Genomic DNA, 18,940 nt, shown 5'->3' with positions numbered 1-18,940 from the left:
GGCGGCGCCCTCCCCTTTCGGAGCCTCCATGTCCTCTCCCACCCACACAACGCCCCTGGCGCCGCCACCGCTCGAAGGCAGCGCGCGCATGTGGGGCACGCTGGCCCTCTCGGCGGCCACATTCATGAACGTGCTGGACACGTCGATCGCCAACGTGTCGCTGCCCGCCATCGCGGGCGACCTGGGCGTGAGCCCCACGCAGGGCACCTGGGTCATCACCAGCTTCGCGGTGGCCAACGCCATCGCGGTGCCGCTCACCGGCTGGCTGTCGCAGCGCTTCGGGCAGGTGCGCCTGTTCGTGGCCAGCGTGACGCTCTTCGTCATCGCGTCGCTGCTGTGTGGCCTGGCGCCCAACATGGCCACGCTCATCGCCTTCCGCGCACTGCAGGGTTTCGTGGCCGGGCCGATGATCCCGCTGTCGCAGTCGCTGCTGCTTTCCAGCTACCCCAAGGCGCTGGCCGGGCTGGCCATGGCGATGTGGTCGATGACCACGCTCATCGCGCCGGTCATGGGACCGCTGCTGGGCGGCTGGATCACGGACAACATGACCTGGCCGTGGATCTTCTACATCAACGTGCCGGTGGGCATTGTTGCGGTGCTCGTCACCTGGGGCATCTTCCACAAGCGCGAGTCCGAGCGGCGTGCGCTGCCGATCGACTCCGTCGGCTTGGCCCTGCTCGTCATCTGGGTGGCGGCGATGCAGGTGATGCTGGACATTGGCAAGGAGCATGACTGGTTCGCTTCGCCCTGGGTCGTGGCCTGCGGCGTGGTGGCCGTTGTGGGCTTCATCACCTTCATGGTCTGGGAGCGCGGCGAGGAGCACCCCGTGGTGGACCTGTCGCTCTTCAAGATCCGCAACTTCTGGGCCGGGGCGCTCGCCACCTCGGTGGGCTATGGCCTGTTCTTCGGCAACGTGGTGCTGCTGCCGCTCTGGCTCCAGCAGTACATGGGCTACACGGCCACGCAGGCGGGCATGGTGATGGCGCCGGTGGGTCTGCTGGCACTGGTGCTCTCGCCGGTGGTGGGCAAGAACATCGCCAAGGTGGACCCGCGCCGTTTCGCGACCTTCGCCTTCCTCGTGTTCGCGCTGGTGCTGTGGATGCGCTCGCGGTTCAATACGCAGGCGGACCTGACGACCATCATGGTGCCCACCATCATCCAGGGCATCGCCATGGCGTTCTTCTTCATCCCGCTGGTGACGCTCACGCTGTCGGAGATCGCACCGGCGCGCATTCCCTCGGCCTCCGGACTGTCGAACTTCATGCGCATCACGGCCGGAGCCATCGGCACGTCCGTGTCCACCACGCTGTGGGAGCGGCGTGCCACGCTGCACCATGCGCAGTTGACCGAGGGCCTGCAGCAGGGTGGAGTGGCCGTCACGCAGACGCTGCAAGGGCTGCAGGCAGGAGGATTGACGGCGGAGCAGGCGCTCGCGCAGGTCGAGCGGCTGGTGAACCAGCAGGCCTTCATGCTGGCGGCCAACGATATCTTCTATGCCTCGGCCGTGTTGTTCCTGCTGCTGATTCCCCTGGTCTGGCTGGCCCACCCGGTGCGCGCCAGTGCCGGCAGCGCGGACGCGGCGGCTGGCGCGCATTGAGCAGCCCCCCTTTGAGCGACTGCGCAGCTTCCCCGCTCTCGCCCTGCCGCGCAGGGCGGGCATGGGACGACGCCGGTGGCCTGGCGAAGCCGGTTCCACGGCGTCTGCTGGCATGGCCTGCTCCGCGGCCATCGGACGGGTGATGCTGTGCCGGTTTCGCGGGCCGCGGCGCAGGCGCGTGGATCATTGCAGTGATCCGGCCAGACGCTATCTGCCGTGGAAGTGCAGAGTCTCGCCAGGGAAGAATTTGCGCTGAAGGCTTTCATTATTTATCGCTTCTGGCGCGGAGCGGCGGGGCGCGACTTGATCGCCCACAGCGCCACCCCCATGAGCCCGACGCCCGCCCACTGGAGGACCCCGAGGGTCTTGCCATACACCATGCCGTCCAGCAGTACCGCGGTGAGGGGGTACACGTACTGCAGGACCGCGATGCGGCTGAGCGGCAGGCGTGCCATGCCCGCGAAGAGGATGGCGTAAGCCAGCCCCGTGTGCAGCACTCCCAGGCCCGCCAGCCAGCCCCAGGCCGCGGCCTGGCCGGGCCAGCCGTACAGGAGTGGCGCCCACACGAGCGATACCGCGCCGACCGCGCACTGCCACCACGCCAGCGCGAAGGGACTGACGCCCTGCTGCCGCTGGGCCAGGATGGTCACGCCGGCATAGCACAGCGATCCCGCCAGGCACAGCAGAAGCCCCGTCGTGTATTGCGCGCCTCCCTGCCCCGTGCGGACGGCGTCACCCCACAGCCCCGTCGTGAGGATCAGCCCGCCCAGAGCTACCGCGGTGGCGAACTGCTGCCGGCGCGGCACGGCCTCGCGCAGCACCAGCGCGCTGTAGAGCAGCAGCCACACGGGCTGGATGTGGAAGACGATGGTGGCCACACCGATGGATGTGTGCGGAATGGCCGCGAAGAACAGCGCCCAGTTCATCACCATGAAGCCGCCCGCCGCCAGGACCACCCACGTACTGCGGCCCCGGATGCGCAGTTCCGGGGACCGGCCCGTGGCCAGTCCCCAGAGCAGCAGGGCGAGCGCACCGAATACGCAGCGGAACCACACGGTCACCAGCGGCGGCTGGCCTGCCTCTTCCACGAACACGCCGACCGTGCCCAGCAGCACCCCGCCAACGACGAGCAGCCATGCGCCTTGAGACTCCCGATGGCGCCGCTCGCGGGCGTGGACGGCCGGAGAGGGGAATGCCTGGGACTGTGGCCGGAAGGGTGACTGGGACATGCCTGCATGCTCCTCGGGCGAAGGCATCCCGTAAAGCAAATAGTTCACCACACTATCATTCGATCATCGAATGAATGGAAGAGGCAGCCATGGGATTTCCGGACCTGCAGATCGACTGGCTGCGTGCCCTGGTCGCCGTGGTGGATGCCGGCTCGCTCTCGGCGGCGGCGCCCGTGGTGCACCGGTCGCAGGCCGCGGTCAGCATGCAGATCAAGAAGCTGGAGGCGACGCTGGGCAAGCCCGTGCTGCTGCGCGGACCGCGCCAGCTGCAGGTGACGCCGGCGGGTGCGGAACTGCTCGGCTACGCGCGGCGCATGCTGGCGCTGCAGGCCGAGGCACAGGCCGCGCTGTGCGGCCCGGACCTCTCCGGGCGCGTGCGGCTGGGCGTGCCGGACGACTATGCGGCCCGCTACCTCACCCCCCTGCTGCGCAGCTTCGCCGGGCGCCACCATGCGGTGGACATCGAACTGACGTGCGAGCAGTCGACTTCGCTGATCCCCAAGGTGGTCCGGGGCGAGCTGGACCTGGCCCTCGTATCGCGCGACAAGCCGCAGCGCGGCCGTCTGCTTTTCCGGGAGCCCCTGGTGTGGGTGGGCTCACCGCAATACGAGGTCTGGCGCAAAGCCCCCCTGCCCATCGCGGTGTACGAAACCGGCAGCATGGCCCGCACGGCCACCCTCGACGGCCTGGCGCAGCAGCGCCGGCCCTACCGCATCGTGTACCACAGCTCCAGCCTGGCGGGCCAGCTGGCAGCCGTGGAAAGCGGGCTGGCCGTGGCGGTGTGCACGCGGTGCAGCGTGCCTGCGCATCTGCAGGTGTTGAGCAACCTGCCGGCGGGCTTCATGCTGCCGGCCCTGGAGGCCATGGAGGTGGCGGCGCTGCGCAGCAAGGCATCGCAGCGCTCGGCCGCCGTGGACGCGATGCATGCGCTGATGCTGCAGACACTGGCCCGCCCCGGGGGCGTCGCCGATCCATCGCCCTGACGCATCGGCGGCTCCCACCCCCCGCGGCCCTCAGCCCAGGTGCTTCGCGAAGAACGCCAGCGTGCGCTCGCGCGCCAGGTCCGCGGACGGCGCGTCATAGGAGCCGCGCTGGTCGCAGTTGAAGCCGTGGTCGGCTTCATAGACATGCACCTCGACGTCCGGGTGCGCCTTGCGGAAGGTCTCCACGCCTTCGAGCGGGATGTAGTGGTCGCGCTTGCCGAAGTGCGCGATCACCGGGCAGCGCGGGGTGCGCGCCACTTCCTGGTCGCCCGTGATGCCGCCGCCGTAATAGACGGCCGCGGCCGCCAGGCCCCGGAGTTCGCACGCCGCCCGCCAGGACAGCAGGCCGCCCCAGCAGTAGCCCACGATGCCGACCTTGCCGCCGCTCTGCTGCGCCGCATGGTCGATGGCCGCCTGGATGTCGGGCAGCACGCCCGCACCGGGCAGCGCCTCCACCTGCTGCTTCAGGCCGAAACCTTCCTTCATGTCGTCTTCGGTGTAGCCCAGTTCCACGCCGGGCTTCACGCGCGCGAAGGTGGCGGGCGCCACCGCGAGGTAGCCCGCGGCCGCATAGCGGTCGGCCACGGAGCGGATGTGCGAGTTGACGCCGAAGATCTCCTGCAGGACCACCACGGCGCCGCGCGCCCGGCCTTCGGGCTGCGCCACCCAGGCCGGCACCTTGAAACCATCGGCCGAGGCCAGATCCACGAAACTGCCCATGTTGTCACTCCTTCGGTATGGACGGGTTGAACGCCCCCGGGGGAGGGGGCGACGGGAATCGATCGCAGCAGCCGGCCCGCGCCGGGCACGGCAGTGCTGTAATCGCGCCACGGCATTCTTGCAGGAGACGCACCCATGGACAAAAAAGTGGTTTTGGTGACGGGAGGCAGCCGGGGCATCGGCGCCGCCACCGCCCGGCTGGCCGCCCGGCATGGCTGGGCCGTGGCGGTGAACTACGCGCGCGACGCCGCCGCGGCCGGGCGCGTGGTCGATGCCATCCGGGCGGAAGGCGGCGAAGCCATGGCCATCCAGGCGGACGTGGCGGACGAGTCGCAGGTCGTGGCGCTGTTCGAGGCGGTGGACGCGCAGTGGGGCCGGCTATCGGGCCTGGTGAACAATGCCGGCGTGGTGGACGTGCCGGCACGCGTGTCCGAAATGAGCGGCCAGCGGCTGCGGCGCATGTTCGACATCAACGTGCTGGGCAGCTTCTACTGCGCCCGCGAGGCAGTTCGGCGCATGGGCCTGCAGCGCGGCGGCCAGGGCGGCAGCATCGTCAACGTTTCCAGCGCCGCAGCCCGCCTGGGCGCCGCCCACCAGTACGTGGACTACGCGGCAGCCAAGGGCGCCATCGACGTGCTCACGGTGGGCCTCGCGCGCGAAGTGGCCGCGGAAGGCATCCGGGTGAACGCGGTGCGGCCCGGCCTGATCGATACCGAGATCCACGCGAGCGGAGGGTTGCCCGACCGTGTGCGCGACCTTGCCCACCAGGTGCCCATGGGCCGGGGCGGCACGCCGGAAGAAGTGGCCGAATCCATCGTCTGGCTGCTGTCGGACGCCGCGAGCTACACCACCATGAGCCTGCTGGACGTTTCCGGCGGCCGCTGAACCGGACACCGACATTCCATGGACCTCAAGCCCCTCATCACCCTGCTGGCCATCGTGAACCCGCTGGCCATCGTGCCCTTCTTCATTCACTACACCGACGGGTTCTCGCCACGGCAGCGGCAGCGCACCATCCAGGTGGCGGCCTTCAGCGCGTTCTGCGTCATCGCGGCCTGCGCGCTACTGGGCCTGCAGATCCTGGAATTCTTCAACATCTCGCTGCAGAGCTTCCAGGTGGGTGGCGGCATGCTGCTGCTCATCAGCGCGATGAACATGCTCAACGCCCAGCCCGCGGAAGCGAAACCGCACACGCACGAGCTGGAGGAAGGCGCCGAGAAGGCGGCCCAGGGCGACAGCATCGCCGTGGTGCCGCTCACGATCCCGCTGCTCACCGGGCCGGCGAGCATGTCCACCGTGGTGATCTACGCCGACCGGGCGCAGACCTTCTGGCAGCACCTGGCGCTCGTGGGCTATGGCGTGGTCATCGCCCTGGCCACGGCGGTGTGCTTCGCACTGGCCGACCCGATCGCGCGCGTGCTGGGCAAGACCGGCATCAACGTGATGACGCGGCTCATGGGCCTGATCCTGGCCGCTCTGGCGGTCGAGGTGATGGCCGACGGGCTGGGCAAGCTCTTTCCCGTGCTGGTGGCGCGCTGACCATGGCGGCACGCCTGCTGCTCGTGGAGGACGACCCGGCCATCGCGCGCACAGTGGCCTACGCCCTGGAACGCGACGGCCTGGCAGTGAGCCACAGCCTGCTGCTGGGCGATGCCCGCGGCCTGCTGCGCGCCCATCGCTTCGACCTGCTGGTGCTGGACGTGGGCCTGCCCGACGGCAGCGGCCTGGACCTGCTGCGTGAATTGCGGCAGCAGGGCAGCGCCCTGCCCGTGCTCATGCTCAGCGCCCACGGGGAAGAGATCGATCGCGTGCTGGGACTGGAACTCGGTGCCGACGACTACCTGCCCAAGCCTTTCAGCCCGCGCGAACTGGCTGCCCGGGCCAAGGCCCTGCTGCGCCGCGCCGCCGTGCCTGCGGTGGCACATGCCCGCTTGGCCACCGGCCCCTTCCATGACGACGCTACCGGCCAGCGCATGCACCTGCACGGACGCCCGCTGGAGCTCACGCGCCGCGAATACCGCCTGCTGTCCCAGCTGCTCGCGGGCGCGGGCCGCATCCACACGCGCGATGCCCTGCTGGCCGGCGCCTGGGGCGGCGACAGCGAGAGCACCGATCGCACCGTGGACACGCACATCAAGACCCTGCGCGCCAAGCTGCGCGAGGCCGACCCGTCGCGCGAGTACATCCGCACGCACAGGGGCATGGGCTATTCACTAGAGGTATGAAGCCACCCCTGACGCGCTTCGCGCCATCCCCCTTCCGCTGGCAAGGAGCTTGACCCATGCGCCTCGGATTGCGGCTGCTTTTCGCGTTCTTCCTCATCAACGGCATCGCGGCGTTCTTCGTGCTGCGGGTGTTCACGGCCGAGATCAAGCCCAGCGTGCGGGAAGTGATGGAGGACATGATGGTGGACACCGCCAACCTGCTGGCGGAACTGGCGAGCGACGACCTCGCGAGCGGGCGACTGGCAGCGGGCGCGCAGGGCGCACCCGGAACGCCGGAAAGCGATTTCGCACGCCACGTGCGGCGCTACGCGAGCCGGCCGGTCGATGCCTCCATCTGGGGGTTGTCCAAGCAGACACTGGATTTCCGCATCTACGTGACCGATGCGCGCGGGCGCGTGGTCTTCGATACCGAGCGGCGCGCCGTGGGCGATGACTATTCGCAGTGGCGCGACGTGGCCCGCACGCTGCGCGGCGAATACGGCGCCCGCGCCACGCGCGACGTGCAGGCCGACGACACCAGCGGCGTGATGTATGTGGCCGCGCCGATCTGGATCGACGGTGCCCCAGGCGGGGAGCGGCGGATCGGTGGCGTGCTCACAGTCGCCAAGCCGACGCGCACGGTGCAGCGCTTCATCGACCGCGCCGAACGCAAGGTGCTGCAGGGCGGATTGCTGCTGCTCGCGCTCTCCGCGGCCGTGGGCGTGGCCGTCACCGTGTGGACCGTGTGGCACGTGCGCCGCCTGCGCGATTACGCCCTCAGCGTGCAGGCGCCGGGCGCCGGCGGCGGGCCGCCGCCCACCGTGCCGCGCGTGCCCGGCGAACTCGGCGACCTCGCGCGGGCCATGGACCACATGCGCGAGCGCCTCGCGGGCCGCGACTACATCGAGGGCTACGTCCGCGCCCTGACCCACGAGCTCAAGAGCCCCGTCGCCGCCATCCGCGGCGCAGGCGAGCTGCTGCAGGACGACCTGCCCGGGGACGACCGCCGGCAGTTCGCGGCCCAGGTGGTGGACCAGAGCGAACGGCTGCAGCGCCTCGTGGACCGGCTGCTGGAACTGAGCAAGCTGGAGCAGCGCCAGCACGCCGAGGCCGGCGCCGCACCGGTGGCGCTGCGCGCCTGCGCCGAGGCCGCCCTGCGCCAGTGCGGGGCGCGAGCCTCCCAACGCGGGGTGCGCCTGCAACTGGAAGGGGCCGGAGCAAGCGGCCCCTGGGAGGCCGATCTCATCACCCTGGCCCTCGGCAACCTCATCGACAACGCCATCGACTTCTCGCCCGAAGGCGGCACCGTGCGCGTGGTGCTGGACGGCGCCACCGCCTCGGTGCAGGACGAAGGGCCGGGAGTGCCGGACTACGCCCGGCCCCGGCTGGGCGAGCGGTTCTTCACCACCGCGCGGCCGGACGGCACGCGCAGCGGCTCGGGCCTGGGGCTGGCGATCGTGAAACGGGTCATGGCGCTGCACGGCGGCCGGCTCGACGTGGCCAGCACCGCCCGCGGGCTGCGGGCGACCCTGGTACTGGCCGGCTGACGGCCCCCAAGGGGTACACAGGCCCGCGGCGCGCGCCGGCCGGGTGGCGGCGCACGCCACTTCACGCTCGCCTCACACACCTCATTTCCCCCTCACACCCGGAGCCGAGACTGCCCCTCCATCACCACTCGCCGGAGGAGCCCCTCTTGAAACACCCCTTTCTCGCCAAAGCCGCGGCGCTCGTCGCGGTCACCTTGCTGCTGCTTTTCGGACTCGGCATGATCGAAGACATCGTGCGCGACCGGCAGCACTACCGCAGCGAAGCCACCCGCAGCGTGGCCCAGAGCCTGGCCGGGCCGCAGACGCTGCTGGGACCGATGCTGCACAGCGCCTGCGTGGAGACCTGGGATACCGTGACCGGCAAGGGGGAGGAGCGCCGCACGACCGAGCAGCGGCGCGAATTCCTGCTCACGGCCATGCCCGAATCGCTGCAGGTGCGGTCGGGCGCCGCGATGCAGCAGCTTTCGCGCGGCCTGCACCAGGTCAACGCCTATACCCTCCAGGCCCATGTCACCGCGCGCTGGGCGACGCTCGCGGACCTGCGCCCCCACGCCACCGTGGAGGGATCGCGCATGCAGTGCGGTGCGCCCATCCTCATGCTGGCCGTGGGCGATGCACGCGGCATCCGCGCCGCACGGGTGGAGGTGGACGGGCAACCACTGGTGCTCAAGCCCGGCACCTTCCACCCCACCTATGCGCGCGGCCTGCATACGCCGCTGCCGGAGGCGCTCCGCGGGCGCGGCGAGCCCCTGGTTGCCTCCGTGGATCTCGAACTGGTGGGCACCGAGCGGCTTTCGATCGTGCCCCTGGGCGGCACGACCGACGTGCAACTGCAGAGCAGCTGGCCACATCCGTCGTTCGGAGGCCGCTTCCTGCCATCGGAGCGCGCGCTCGGCGACGACGGATTCACGGCCCGCTGGAACCTCTCGGCTCTGGCCACCACCGCGCAGCAGGACGTTGCCGCCAGCCGGCGGCTGTGTGACCTCGCAAGCGATCCGGCGCCCTACGAGCCGCCGGGAGCAGCCGATGCGGGCTGCGCCGATGTGTTCGGCGTGTCCTTCATCGATCCCGTCAATCCGTATTCGCTCTCCGACCGCGCCACGAAATACGGTGTGCTGTTCATCGCACTCACCTTCGTGGCCGTGGGCCTGTTCGAGCTGCTGCAGCGGCTGCGCGTGCACCCGGTGCAGTACCTGCTGGCAGGCAGCGCCCTGTGCAGCTTTTTCCTGCTGCTGGTGAGTCTGTCCGAACACCTGCCTTTCGGCGCCGCGTACGCCCTGGCGGCAGGCGCGTGCGTGCTGCTGCTGGCCTACTACGCCTGCCACATGCTGCGCAGCGTGCGGCGCGGACTGCCGTTCGGCGCGGGCATCGCCCTGCTCTACGGCCTGCTCTACCTGTTGCTTCAGCTGGAACAAACGGCGCTGGTGGTGGGCGCGCTGGCATTGTTCTTGGTGCTGGCGTTCGTGATGGTGGCCACCCGCAAGCTGGACTGGTATGCGCTGTCTGGCGCTGGCCGAAGCGCGTCTTCAGCAGCCCGGGCGGAGACCGCACCATGACCCGGCCCCGCGCGCATTCCGCCCAGCCGGGCGCCACGGACTGGTCCGGCTTCCTGTCGGCGCCGGGCACTGCGCAGGCATCGGCAGCCCCGGTGCCGCTGCGTCCGGCAGAGGCCGCCCGCCTCGCGCGCTACCGGGACCAGTTGCTGGCAGCCTGGGATGCGAGGGACCGGGACGCGCTGCGCACCGCCAAGCAGGCCGTGCTGCGGACCGCGACCACCTCGTGGGGAGCGACGCCCGCCTTCGCGCGGGCGATAAGGCAACTCGCCTGGCGCATGGCCGCCCTGCGGCTGGCAAGGTCGCGCACGGAATGACCGGCCCGGACGGCAGGCCGTCCGGGCGAACACGCCGGGCTGTCAGGCCACGGCCGTCGCCGGGACTTCGGCCTCGGCCAGATCGCTGGAGCAGGCTCCCCCGCAGCCATGAATGGGCTCGGCTGGCAGTGCGTCGGGGGCATGCACGGTGCCGCTGACGGGGTCGTAGCCCACGCGGCGCAGGTGCAGGGCCAGCGCGGCATCCATGGTCTGGGTGTGCTGGGGAAACCATACCGCCAGTTCGCCAGCCATGTGGCGCAGCACGGCAGGCTCGCCGGCTTCTGCGCGGGCCATGCCCTCGCCCATGACTTGCAGCACCACCTTGTGCTGCAGGCTGTGGCAGTTGCCGGAGGCGAAGCGGGTGGCGGCCATCCAGGCGTCTTCGCGTGCGAAGTGCTCCGTGGTGTGGGCCACGAGCGCACGCCACGCCGGCAGCAGCGCCTCGTCGTCCGCCTGTTCGACAGCGGCCAGCAGGGCAACGAACTCCTCGTGCGTTTCATCCATCAGGGGCAGGTCCAGCGCGAGACCCTCCGACCATTGCAGTGCGGCCATGCATCTCTCCAATCCTTGGCTTGCGGTGAGCGATGCAGCTTAGGCGCAGCCCCCGCGGGGAGATTTGATGCAGGTCAGCCTTCGGGCCTCCGGACGGGCACGCCATGCTTCGGGCATGGACACAAAAAAAGGCCGAAGCCCCCGTCAGGAGACCTCGGCCCACAGAGGGCCATGGCGTGGCGTGCCATGGCTCCCACCAGTACGCTTACTGGTTGTACATGCGCTTGGCGTCGGCAACGCACTTGTCCTTGGCGTCGCCGGACATGGTGTCGCAGCGCTCCTTGGCAGCCTTGTAGTCGGCTTCACGCTTTTCGTGGGCCGCGTCCTTCTTGGCTTCGGCCACCTGTGCGCTCTTTTCCGCGGCCGTGTCGGCGGGCTTGGTTTCGGCGCGGGCCACCTTGGCGTCTTCCTTGGCCTTCACATGGGCGGCCTTGGCATCCTTCTGGCAGACGTTCTTGGCGTCGCCCTTCAGGTCGTCGCACTTCTCCTTGGCCACGTCGTAGGCGGCGTCGGCACGGGCTTCGGCGACCTTGTAGGTGTTCTTGTCGCTGGGCTTGTACTGGGCTTCCAGTTCAGCCTTGGCGATCTTCTCGTTGCCCTTGGCTTCCTTCTGGCAGACGTCCTTGGCATTGCCCGTCAGGCCGTCGCACTTGGCCTTGGCGGCCTTGTAGTCGGCGGAGATGCGGTCGTTGGCCGCCTTGTGTTCTTCCTTGGTCATGGCCATGCCGGACGTGGCGAGCAGACCGGCGACGGCCAGGGCGAGCAGATTGCGTGCGTGCTTCATTGTTTTCTCCTCAAGTCAGTGAAGGGGATGGTTTTCAAAAAAATGCGGTGGGAGAGCAGGAGTCCGAACGGATCACTTGTCGAAACGGAAATCGGGATGGCGTTCCTGCCAGGCCTTGAGTTCTTTTTCTGCCGCATCGCGTGCCAGGCCCTGGCGCTCCTGCAGCTTGCCCACGAACTGGTCACGCTTGCCGGCGACGACGTCGAGGTCGTCATCGGTCAGCTTGCCCCATTGCTCCTTGATCTTTCCGGTGAATTGCTTCCAGTTGCCCTTGATGGTGTCTTCGTTCATGGACGTGTCCTCTCTTCTGGGTGTCTCGCTCCGCCATCCACTCCGGTACGGGGTGGAACCCTTGCGGGATGCGATGGAGGCACTGTAAAAGTCGGTCCGGCATGGACGCGTAGGTTCGGGGGGTATGGCCGCGTCAGCCCAGGACTACTGGCAGCGTGGGCACCCAGCCATAAAAAAAGGGCATGCAAGCACGCCCTTCGGAATGGAGGGAGGCGCCTTGAACGGCGCGTCCGGTCAATGGGCCAGGTGCAGGCCGCACTCGCGGTTGTCTTCGCCCTTGGTCGGGTCCACGTAATCGAAATTGTTGGGCAGGCCATGTGCCTGGCAGTACTCGTACAGGTCCTTGGAACTCCAGTGCAGCAGCGGCGCGACCTTGACGAGGCCATCGGGGTTGAGGCTGACCGGATCCATCTGCGCCCGCACGGCCGTGTCGGTGGCGCGCAGGGCCGTGAACCAGACCTTGGGGGCCGTCTCGCGCAGGGCCCGTGCGAAGGGCTCGAGCTTGACTTCCTGCGTGAACGCGGCGTGGCGGGGGTCGTCCAGTGCGGGCGTGGGACCGTCCACCGCCTCGCGGTGGGCTCGCGAGCGCAGCGGCAGGTAAATGCGCAGGTTGAGCCCGAGCTGGCGAGTCACCTCATCGGCGAACCGGTAGGTGGCCTCGGTGTTGTAGCCGTTGTCCATCCACACGACCGGGATGTCCGGCCGGGCGCGCGTGCACATGTGCAGGATCACGGCCTCGAACGGGCGGAAGTTGGTGGTGACGATGGCGGGCTGGCCCAGGCCGATGGCCCAGTCCACGAGGCCCTGCGCGTTGTGGCCGAGTTCGGCGTTGATCCGGTCGAGGTCGATGCTGCTGCTCATGGGAATGCGTGGCTCCGTTGCCGCGCCGGCTGGACAAAAAAAGCGCCGGCGGCAGGGTGGGCATTGTGCCGCGCGTGCGGGCCGCCGTCCCGGCGGCGGGTCACGCCCACGCCGGTGGCAGGGATGCAGGACGCGGAATCCTGTTTATCAATGTTAATAATTCGTATTAACTTTTCTATAATCACGGCCGCCATGACATCCATCGCTGCCGATTCCCGCGCCGTCTCCGGTGCCGCCCCCCTGCTGGGGGCGCTGGTGCAGCACTACGAGGAACTCGTCGGTGCGCTGCGGCAGCGCTTCGGGGAAGACTGCTTTCCCCGCGAGATCGTGAACGAGGTCTGCGTGCGGCTGCTGGAGCGGCCCGTACCGCACGTGGAGAATCCGGTGGCGTTCCTGCGCGCGATCTCGCGCGACCTGGCGATCGACCGCCACCGCGCCCGCGCGCGCCGGCCCGAGACGGTCCTGGAGCCGGAATTGCTGGAGGCGCACGCATCGCCTCCCCCTCCTGCTCGGCTGTCGCATCCCGAACTGGCTTGCGCCGCGCAGCAGTGCCGGCAGGCCCTGCTGTCGGCCATCGCGGACCTGCCCGAAGCCTGCCGCGATGTGTTCGTGATGGCCAAGCTGTACGGGTTGCCCCAGGACGAGGTCGCGCAGCGCCTGGGCATCTCGCGCAGCATGGTGGCACGGCACCTGGCACGCGCGTTGCGTGGCGTGCAGCCGGTCCTGCAGGACACCTGCGCCGGAAACACGCCGCCGGACGGAGATCCACGCCACGTCCATGGACACTGATCCGGCCCGCAGGGCGCCCTCACCCGCGCGCCGCCCCGCGCGTTCTCCCCATCTTCCCTTCGACGAGGCGCTGGCCCCCTTCGCCGACGCACTGCGCCAGCACCTGCCCACGCCCGAGGAGATCGAGCGCGCTGCCGCCGCCCGCAAACGGCGCCGCACGGCCCGGGCGGCAGCGGGCACGGCGGTGGTGGCCCTGCTGACAGCCGGGCTCTGGTGGGCCGACCCGGCATGGCACCGCGACACCCTGGCCACCGCGCTGGGAGAACGCCGCAGCGTGCGCCTGCCGGACGGCAGCGAGGTGCGGCTGCACGGCCAGTCGCGCGTGGAAGTGGCACTGCACCTGCGCTCCCGCAGGCTGGCCCTCTCCACGGGGGAGGCGTCGTTCGACGTGGCGCATGCGCCATGGCACCGCTGGCTGCCGTGGCTGCAGCGGCCCTTTGCCGTGCAGGCCGGTGCGGTGCGCGTGCTCGACATCGGCACCGTGTTCCAGATCCGCCGCCGCGGCGCCGTCTTCAGCCCGGGTGGAACGGGGCGCACGGATATCGCCGTGCTGCAGGGCCGTGTCAGCGTGCATCCGCTGCATGGGACGGCCCCCGCGGTGCGGCTGGCGGCCGGGGACCTGCTGCGCGTGCCGGACGACGCAGCGGCCACGGGCACCTCGGCCGTGCTGCCGGCCCCGGAGCGCCCGGGCCCTGCAGCGATGGCCGCGGCCACGGCCTGGCGCGAAGGGCGGCTGCTGCTGGAGGCGACGCCGCTGGCCGACGCCGTGGCGGAGATGCAGCGCCAGCATGCCGCGCCCATCGTGATCGCGGACGAGCAGGCCGCGGGCCGGCGGATTTCCGGCGTGTTCGACCTGGACCGCATCGACCAGCTCATCGATCTGCTGCCGCGACTCGCGCCCGTGGCGGTCCACAGGCAGCCCGACGGCAGCGTGGTGATCCGGTCCCGTGCGGGAGCGCACTCCGCCTCCTGACGGCCAGGCCGCGGGAAACGGCCCCGCCAGTGCCTGGCGATTTTTTCCGTGGGAGAGGTGTACAAACCCGCGCGCCCGTTCGGCTTGCAGGCAAGCCGGAGTCCTTTCCGGCCATTTCCTCACCGCCATCCGCCAGGAGTTTCCGTTCCATGCCGACCCCGTTCCGTCCCCAGTGCCCCCTGCAGGCCCTGCACGCCCTGCGCCAGCCCCGGTCCTTCGCCCTCCGGGGCGCGGCCCTGGCTGCGGCACTGTGCATCGCCGCCGCCGCCCATGCCCAGCCCGTGGCCATCGACCTGCCCGCACAGCCGCTGGCGCAATCGCTGTCCGCGCTCGCCCGCCAGAGCGGCGCGCAGATCGTGTTCGCCACCGAACTGGCACAGGGGCTGCGCGCGCCCGCGCTGCGCGGCACGCTGGAGGTGCGCGAGGCGCTGGACCGCCTGGTGGTCGGCTCGGGTCTCGTCGTGCGCGCGCAGGATGGGCGCACCTTCACCATCGAACGCCCCCAGGCAGCACCGGGCCAGGCCGCCGGTGGCGCACCCGCGCTGGGCGAGGTGCGCGTGCAGGCCGCGCGCGGCGAGGACACGGCCTACTACGCCCCCTCGTCCGCCAGCGGCACCAAGACCGAGGCGGCCTTGCGCGATGTGCCCCAGACCATCGACGTGGTGCCCCAGCAGGTGATCCGCGACCAGGGCGCCACCTCGATCCAGGACACGCTGCGCAACGTGGCGGGCGTGGGCCTGTCCACGGGCGACGGACAGCGCGACCAGGTGAGCATCCGCGGTTTCACCAGCATCGGCGACCAGTTCGTGGATGGCTTCCGGGACGATGCGCTGTATTTCCGCGACCTGTCGAACATCGAACGCGTGGAGGTGGTGAAGGGGCCGGCCGCCGTGCTCTACGGGCGCGGATCTTCCGGCGGCCTCGTGAACCGCGTCACGAAGAAGCCAGGGACCAATGTGTCCGATGCGGCCCTGAGCGTGGGCAGCTGGGCGGACAAGCGGGCCGAGTTCGATGTGGGCCGCGCACCCGCGGGCAGCGACTGGTCCTGGCGGGTGACCGGCGCGGCCGAGGATGCCAACAGCTACCGCAGCCAGCAGTTCCTGGAGCGCCAGGCGATCGCACCGTCGGTGCTCTGGAAGCCCGACGGCGCCACCTCGCTGATGCTGCAGGCGGATTACCTGCGGGACAAGCGCGTGACCGATTTCGGCATTCCGGCATACCGGGGCCGCCCGGTGGCCGTGGACCCGGGCACCTACTACGGATCGGCCAATGCACGCGATGCGGACACGTCGGAATCCCGGGTCAGCTCTTTCGCCGCCACCTTCGAGCACCGCTTCTCCGACACCCTGCGCCTGCGCAATGCCCTGCGCTACTACCACTACGAGCTGGACCGCCAGAACACCCTGCCCGGGGGCGCCGTCAACGAGGCCGCCGGCACCGTGGCGCTCACGCGCTCGGGCATCGACCGCTTCGAACACGGCGTGTTCAACCAGACCGAGCTGATCCAGAAGCTGCGCACCGGCAGCGTGGAGCACGAGGTGCTGTACGGCGTGGAGCTGGGCCAGCAGAACAAGGATGCGCTGAGCTTCTCGGACGGCACCGTCGCCACCGTGAACCTGTTCCATCCGGTGCTGCCGGTCGTGCCGCTGGACGGCGGAGGCAAGCTGACCGCCAGCGCGCTCAACCGGTACGACACGCGCGGCATCTACGTGCAGGACCAGGTCACGTTCACGCAGCAATGGAAGCTGCTGGCGGGCCTGCGCTACGACCGGTTCGGGCAGGCGACCGACAACCGGCTGCCGGGCCAGGCCGACTTCGAGCGCACGGACACAACCTGGAGCCCGCGCCTGGGCCTGGTCTGGCAGCCCGACGCCGTGCAGTCGTACTACGCCTCGGTGAGCCGCTCGTACCAGCCATCGGCCGAAATGTTCGCGCTGTCGGCATCGAATGCGTCCGTGAAGCCCGAGCGCACCACCAACTATGAAGTGGGCACGAAGTGGGAGCTGCTGGGTGGCCGCGCCACCGCCACGGCCTCGCTCTTCCAACTGGAGCGCACCGACATCAAGACCGCCGACCCGGCGCAGCCCACGGTGCTGATCCCCATCGGCACGCAGCGCACGCGCGGGCTGGAGCTGTCGCTCTCGGGAGAACTGCGCCCCGGCACGCAGGCCACCTTCAGCTATGCGTTCCTGGATACGCGCGTCACGCGCTCCACGGCCACGGACGCGGGCCAGCCGGTGGAAGGCAAGCGCGCCACCCTCACGCCGCGCAATGCCTTCTCGGCCTGGATCACCCAGCAGCTCGGCGAGGCCTGGAGCGTGGGCGGCGGCGTGAACTACGTGGGCGACCGTTTCGCCAACCCGGGCAACACCGTGACGCTGCCGTCGTATGTGGTGGTGGACGCCATGGCGCAGTACCGCATCGACCGTGCGACCACGCTGCAGCTGAACCTGCGCAACCTGTTCGACCGCAACTACATCGTGTCGGCGCACGGATCGAACGCGAACCTGAACCTGCCGGGCGCTCCGCGCAATGCGACGCTGACGCTGCGGCACAGCTTCTGAGGCAGGGGTCGCGGAAGGCCAGGGACGGGCGTGCTGTACGTCACCAGGAAGTCATGAAGCCTGGTTACAAATCGCCGGCCTCCGGGCGCCATCGCGCGCCACGGGGGCATGCTTCCACAACGCCCTGCAACATCCGCGTCCCATGCCCACTTCCACGCTCCGCGCACGCCGGCCCGTACGCCATCCCCTGGCGGCCTCCTCCTTGCTGGTTCTCCTACTGAGCGCCTGCGGCGGCTCCGGCGGCTCATCCGACAACTTCGAGAAGGGCCGCTGGACCACCGGCGACCTGCACACGCACACGGTGCAATCCGATGATTCGCGCACCACGCAGACCCTGGACTTCCTGCTCGGCAAGGCCTTCACCAGCTATGGCCTGGACTGGATGGCCGTGACCAACCACCTGCGCTCGTCCAAGTACGACAACGCGGCCAACCTGCTTCCCGCGCCCAGGGCCTTCGCCTACGGCATGGAAAGCTACGAGATGCCGCGCATCAAGGCGCTGCAGGACGCCGGCAGCCACAAGGGCAAGCTGATCTATTCGGCCTTCGAGTGGGACATGCCCACGCACGACCACATCGGCGTCGGCATCTTCGAAGGCACCAGCGGCAACTGGAAGACCTCCGCCAACGCGGCCAAGGAATTCCAGTACCTCTTCACCACCGGCGCCGAGTCGCTGTTCGACCCGGCCGACGTGGCCCGATGGAAGGCCCGGTACCCGCAGCGCTACAACCAGACCGGCGACGACGCGATCAAGGCCATCGCCTGGCTGAAGGACAAGTACCCCGACAACAGCTACGCGCTGATCAACCACCCCTCGCGCAACCCCAGCAAGTACACCATTGCCGACTTCCGCCAGATGAACGACCTGGCGCCCCGGATCGTGTTCGCCATCGAAGGCATGGTGGGCAACCAGCTCGAGCCCGACCGCGGCGGCTACACCTCGGCCTACATCGACGCCAACAAGCCCAACCGCACCTACGGCGGCACCGACTACATCGTGGCGCAACTGGGCGGCGTGTGGGATGCGCTGCTGGGCGAAGGCCGCCGCATCTGGAACATTGCCGATTCCGACTCGCACTTCGAGATCGACTCCAACAACAACAGCAGCGGCTACTACCCTGGCGAATACGCCAAGACCTACGTCTGGCAGGGCGCCAAGGCGGAAGGCCACATCGACGGGCTGATCGACAGCCTGCGCGCGGGCCGCAGCTTCGGGGTGTTCGGGGACCTGATCAACGCCCTGGACTTCAACGTGTCCGGCGCAGCCGGCCGGGCCACCATGGGCCAGGAGATCCACGCCGCCGCCGGCGAGCGCGTGACGGTGCGCATCCGCTTCAAGAGCCCTCCGGTCAACAACTACCAGCGCCCGGTGGCGAGCGGCAATCCCGGCAACATGACGCCCAGGGTGGACCATGTGGATCTCATCGTGGGCGACGTGGGCGCGAAAGCACTGCCCGGTACCGACGCCTACCGGCAGGCCACCAACCCGAGCACGCGGGTGCTGCGCCGCTTCACCGCCGCGGACTGGACCACCGACGAGGAAGGCTACAACGTGATGGAGTTCCCGATGACCGTCACGAAGAACCAGTACCTGCGCCTGCGCGGGACGAACCTCGGCGAGAACGTGGCCGGTCTCACGTCCGGGGGCGAGCCGCTGGCGGACCAGCCGGTCACCACCACCGATCCTGCCACCCGCCACGACCAGATCAACGACCGCAACTACGGCAACCTCTGGTTCTATTCGAACCCGGTCTTCGTGTCGCTGCGCTAGTGGCCTGCGGCGCAATGGCGCCGCCTTCCCGCTTCACCGACCCCATTTCCACCGCGCTTGTCCAGCGTGCGGTGGAAATGTTCTGCATTGCAGAACGCGCGGGGCAACGGCCCCCGCACACCGCCCGATGCAGGCACATTGGCATCCGTCCAGGGCACGCACCGCCCGGAGGAAGGCCGCACCGGCCTTCATGCACATGCACATG

18 protein-coding genes are annotated in these 18,940 nt (G+C 69.6%); 12 read left to right on the top strand and 6 right to left on the bottom strand.

All coding sequences use genetic code 11. The features are described from left to right. Positions 1-28 precede the first annotated feature (28 nt). Complete coding sequence (locus tag ACGHC0_RS02050; protein WP_368353796.1) at positions 29-1,597, top strand: DHA2 family efflux MFS transporter permease subunit; 1,569 nt, start codon at positions 29-31, stop codon at positions 1,595-1,597. Between the two features lie 269 nt (positions 1,598-1,866). Here the strand turns inward: ACGHC0_RS02050 and ACGHC0_RS02045 are convergent, their stop codons facing one another. Continuing rightward, on the bottom strand, positions 1,867-2,826 hold the full coding sequence (locus tag ACGHC0_RS02045; RefSeq protein ID WP_415267314.1) for a DMT family transporter: 960 nt from the start codon (positions 2,824-2,826) through the stop codon (positions 1,867-1,869). Between the two features lie 89 nt (positions 2,827-2,915). Here ACGHC0_RS02045 and ACGHC0_RS02040 point away from each other — a divergent pair, with 89 nt between their 5' ends. Then, entirely contained in the window at positions 2,916-3,809 is an 894-nt protein-coding gene (locus ACGHC0_RS02040) for a LysR family transcriptional regulator (RefSeq protein WP_415267313.1), read from the top strand. 30 nt (positions 3,810-3,839) lie between these two features. Here the strand turns inward: ACGHC0_RS02040 and ACGHC0_RS02035 are convergent, their stop codons facing one another. Next, a complete protein-coding gene (locus ACGHC0_RS02035) occupies positions 3,840-4,529 on the bottom strand; it encodes a dienelactone hydrolase family protein (RefSeq protein WP_415267312.1) in 690 nt (229 codons plus the stop codon). A 135-nt stretch (positions 4,530-4,664) separates the two neighbouring features. On the opposite strand from ACGHC0_RS02035, the gene ACGHC0_RS02030 reads away from it, so the two are divergent. From ACGHC0_RS02030 to ACGHC0_RS02005, 6 genes are all read left to right on the top strand, one after another. Continuing rightward, a complete protein-coding gene (locus ACGHC0_RS02030) occupies positions 4,665-5,414 on the top strand; it encodes an SDR family oxidoreductase (protein WP_368353792.1) in 750 nt (249 codons plus the stop codon). 18 nt (positions 5,415-5,432) lie between these two features. Next, positions 5,433-6,068 carry a MarC family protein gene (locus ACGHC0_RS02025; protein WP_013592894.1) on the top strand — a complete coding sequence of 212 codons (636 nt, stop codon included), beginning with the start codon at positions 5,433-5,435 and terminating at the stop codon, positions 6,066-6,068. A 2-nt stretch (positions 6,069-6,070) separates the two neighbouring features. Next, positions 6,071-6,754 carry a response regulator gene (locus ACGHC0_RS02020; RefSeq protein WP_415267311.1) on the top strand — a complete coding sequence of 228 codons (684 nt, stop codon included), beginning with the start codon at positions 6,071-6,073 and terminating at the stop codon, positions 6,752-6,754. 56 nt (positions 6,755-6,810) lie between these two features. Next, positions 6,811-8,280, top strand: coding sequence for a two-component system sensor histidine kinase CreC (gene creC, locus ACGHC0_RS02015; RefSeq protein WP_415267310.1), 1,470 nt, complete (start codon positions 6,811-6,813; stop codon positions 8,278-8,280). A gap of 146 nt (positions 8,281-8,426) precedes the next feature. Beyond that, positions 8,427-9,836, top strand: coding sequence for a cell envelope integrity protein CreD (gene creD / locus ACGHC0_RS02010; protein ID WP_415267309.1), 1,410 nt, complete (start codon positions 8,427-8,429; stop codon positions 9,834-9,836). Further along, positions 9,833-10,150 carry a hypothetical protein gene (locus tag ACGHC0_RS02005; RefSeq protein ID WP_415267308.1) on the top strand — a complete coding sequence of 106 codons (318 nt, stop codon included), beginning with the start codon at positions 9,833-9,835 and terminating at the stop codon, positions 10,148-10,150. The genes creD and ACGHC0_RS02005 overlap by 4 nt, the downstream gene beginning before the upstream one ends. A 42-nt stretch (positions 10,151-10,192) precedes the next feature. Here the strand turns inward: ACGHC0_RS02005 and ACGHC0_RS02000 are convergent, their stop codons facing one another. The 4 genes from ACGHC0_RS02000 to ACGHC0_RS01985 all read right to left on the bottom strand — a co-directional run bounded on the left by ACGHC0_RS02000 (position 10,193) and on the right by ACGHC0_RS01985 (position 12,638). After that, positions 10,193-10,702 carry a hemerythrin domain-containing protein gene (locus ACGHC0_RS02000; protein WP_415267307.1) on the bottom strand — a complete coding sequence of 170 codons (510 nt, stop codon included), beginning with the start codon at positions 10,700-10,702 and terminating at the stop codon, positions 10,193-10,195. A 205-nt stretch (positions 10,703-10,907) separates the two neighbouring features. Then, positions 10,908-11,486 carry a hypothetical protein gene (locus ACGHC0_RS01995; protein ID WP_107176946.1) on the bottom strand — a complete coding sequence of 193 codons (579 nt, stop codon included), beginning with the start codon at positions 11,484-11,486 and terminating at the stop codon, positions 10,908-10,910. Between the two features lie 72 nt (positions 11,487-11,558). After that, positions 11,559-11,777: a CsbD family protein gene (locus ACGHC0_RS01990; RefSeq protein ID WP_368353786.1), complete on the bottom strand. Its 219-nt coding sequence runs from the start codon at positions 11,775-11,777 to the stop codon at positions 11,559-11,561. Positions 11,778-12,011: 234 nt separating this feature from the next. Continuing rightward, a complete protein-coding gene (locus tag ACGHC0_RS01985; protein WP_368353785.1) occupies positions 12,012-12,638 on the bottom strand; it encodes a phosphoadenosine phosphosulfate reductase family protein in 627 nt (208 codons plus the stop codon). 192 nt (positions 12,639-12,830) lie between these two features. Between ACGHC0_RS01985 and ACGHC0_RS01980 the strand changes: the two genes are divergently transcribed. From ACGHC0_RS01980 to ACGHC0_RS01965, 4 genes are all read left to right on the top strand, one after another. Further along, entirely contained in the window at positions 12,831-13,427 is a 597-nt protein-coding gene (locus ACGHC0_RS01980; RefSeq protein ID WP_415267306.1) for an RNA polymerase sigma factor, read from the top strand. Then, positions 13,417-14,400: a FecR family protein gene (locus ACGHC0_RS01975; protein WP_415267305.1), complete on the top strand. Its 984-nt coding sequence runs from the start codon at positions 13,417-13,419 to the stop codon at positions 14,398-14,400. Before ACGHC0_RS01980 ends, ACGHC0_RS01975 begins: the two co-directional genes overlap by 11 nt. A gap of 149 nt (positions 14,401-14,549) precedes the next feature. After that, positions 14,550-16,964 carry a TonB-dependent siderophore receptor gene (locus ACGHC0_RS01970; RefSeq protein ID WP_415267304.1) on the top strand — a complete coding sequence of 805 codons (2,415 nt, stop codon included), beginning with the start codon at positions 14,550-14,552 and terminating at the stop codon, positions 16,962-16,964. A gap of 142 nt (positions 16,965-17,106) precedes the next feature. After that, positions 17,107-18,735: an S-layer protein gene (locus ACGHC0_RS01965; RefSeq protein ID WP_415267303.1), complete on the top strand. Its 1,629-nt coding sequence runs from the start codon at positions 17,107-17,109 to the stop codon at positions 18,733-18,735. Positions 18,736-18,940: the final 205 nt, after the last annotated feature.

It is taken from the genome of Acidovorax sacchari (genome assembly GCF_042847045.1).
Lineage (GTDB): Bacteria > Pseudomonadota > Gammaproteobacteria > Burkholderiales > Burkholderiaceae_C > Paracidovorax > Paracidovorax sacchari.
The sequence above is the reverse complement of the archived record's forward strand: the minus strand, read 5'-3'. Positions and strand labels throughout refer to the sequence as shown.